The organism is Veillonella sp. CAG:933 (genome assembly GCF_000431435.1).
GTDB lineage: Bacteria > Bacillota > Negativicutes > Veillonellales > Veillonellaceae > Veillonella_A.
In genome coordinates this window covers 1-1,426 of record NZ_HF986196.1, presented here as the reverse complement: position 1 = coordinate 1,426, position 1,426 = coordinate 1, and the positions used below count along the sequence as shown (strand labels likewise).

Here is a 1,426-nt window from a genome sequence, read left to right as displayed (position 1 = left end):
GTCGTCCGCGAGCTATCGCAGCCGGCGAAGTGACTATTGATATTGCCTTTATCGGTGCTTCAGCATCTGACTATTATGGTAATGCAGCCGGTATTGGCGGTAAAAATAATAGTGGTGTAATCGGTTTTGCCGGGCCGGATGCAAAATATGCCAATCACGTTATTGTTGTTACGGATACATTAGTGCCGTTTCCTAATTTACCGGCCCCTATTAATGCTATGGATGTGGATTATGTAGTGACTGTTGATGAAGTCGGTAATCCGGATAAAATAGCGACGGCTGAAGCACGAATGACACAGGATCCACGAGAATTGATGATGGCTCGTAACGTTGCGGATATTATTGCTAATACTCCATATTTTAAAGATGGTTTTTCATTCCAAACCGGTGTAGGTGGCCCTTCATTGGCTGTAAACCGGTTTTTAGAAGAACATATGGTTAAAAATAATATTCAAATGGGTTTTGCTTTGGGTGGTATCAGTAATGCTATGTGCCAATTGCAGGATAAAGGCTTGGTAAAGAAAATTCTGGATACTCAGTGTTTTGATAAACCGACAATTGAACATTTAGCTAAACATCCTGATAAACATATTGAAATTACAACTGATGAATATGCTAATCCATCAAATCAAGGCGCCTATGTGAATAAGTTAGACTATGTAGTCTTGTCTGCTTTGGAAATTGATACAGATTTTAATGTTAATGTTATTACCGGTTCAGATGGTGTTTTACGCGGTGCACCGGGCGGTCATCCGGATACAGCGGCCGGAAGTAAATGTTGTATTATTGTTACGCCGTTAACACGCGGTCGTATGGCGACTGTTTGTGAAAAAGTAGTTACTGTTACTACGCCGGGCGATACAGTTGATGTATTGGTTACCGATTATGGAACGGCTGTAAATCCTTTGCGTCAGGATATTATTGACTGTTTAGATAAGGCCGGTATTCCACATGTAACAATTGAATCTTTGAAGGAAAAAGCATATTCATTAGTAGGACGGCCTGATGATTTGGAATGGGAAGATAAGGTAATTGCTGTTGTAGAAGCTCGTGATGGTAGCATTTTAGATGTAGTTCGTAGAATTAAACCGGTCACATTGGATTAAAGTAACAGGGAGGGTGCAGAATGAATATTTGGGAGAATATTCCCAAACCAATACAAAATATAGGCTGTTTGGCTTTGGAAGCTATGTTATTAGAGGCTAATTGTGCACCCGCTCCCGGTTTGGTAGACCGTTTTAACAGTGGTGCCCATAATGATATGGACATTTATACGTTTATAAAAAGTTCAGTAGCATTAAGTTCTTATATGTATAATTTTGCGTATATGGGCTATATGCATAAGGGTGCATTAGATACGTTATTAGCGTTTATTCGTCCTTTGGGTATTGAAGCGGAAGCTGCTATGTTTAAAGCTACAAAAGGA

At 39.9% G+C, this 1,426-nt stretch carries 3 protein-coding genes (1 of these 3 cut by a window edge); all 3 read left to right on the top strand.

What is annotated here, in order from left to right:
• Positions 1 to 40, top strand: partial view of a citrate lyase subunit alpha gene (locus tag QZL64_RS06460; RefSeq protein WP_021841197.1) — the end only. The gene continues 488 nt to the left of window position 1, outside the view; only the last 40 of its 528 coding nucleotides appear in the window; the start codon falls outside the window, past its left edge; its stop codon occupies positions 38 to 40.
• Positions 30 to 1,106: a citrate lyase subunit alpha gene (locus QZL64_RS06455; RefSeq protein ID WP_021841196.1), complete on the top strand. Its 1,077-nt coding sequence runs from the start codon at positions 30 to 32 to the stop codon at positions 1,104 to 1,106. Before QZL64_RS06460 ends, QZL64_RS06455 begins: the two co-directional genes overlap by 11 nt.
• 20 nt (positions 1,107 to 1,126) lie before the next feature.
• Positions 1,127 to 1,426 (top strand): triphosphoribosyl-dephospho-CoA synthase (locus tag QZL64_RS06450; protein ID WP_296309403.1); only part of this gene is annotated, 300 nt, incomplete at its 3' end.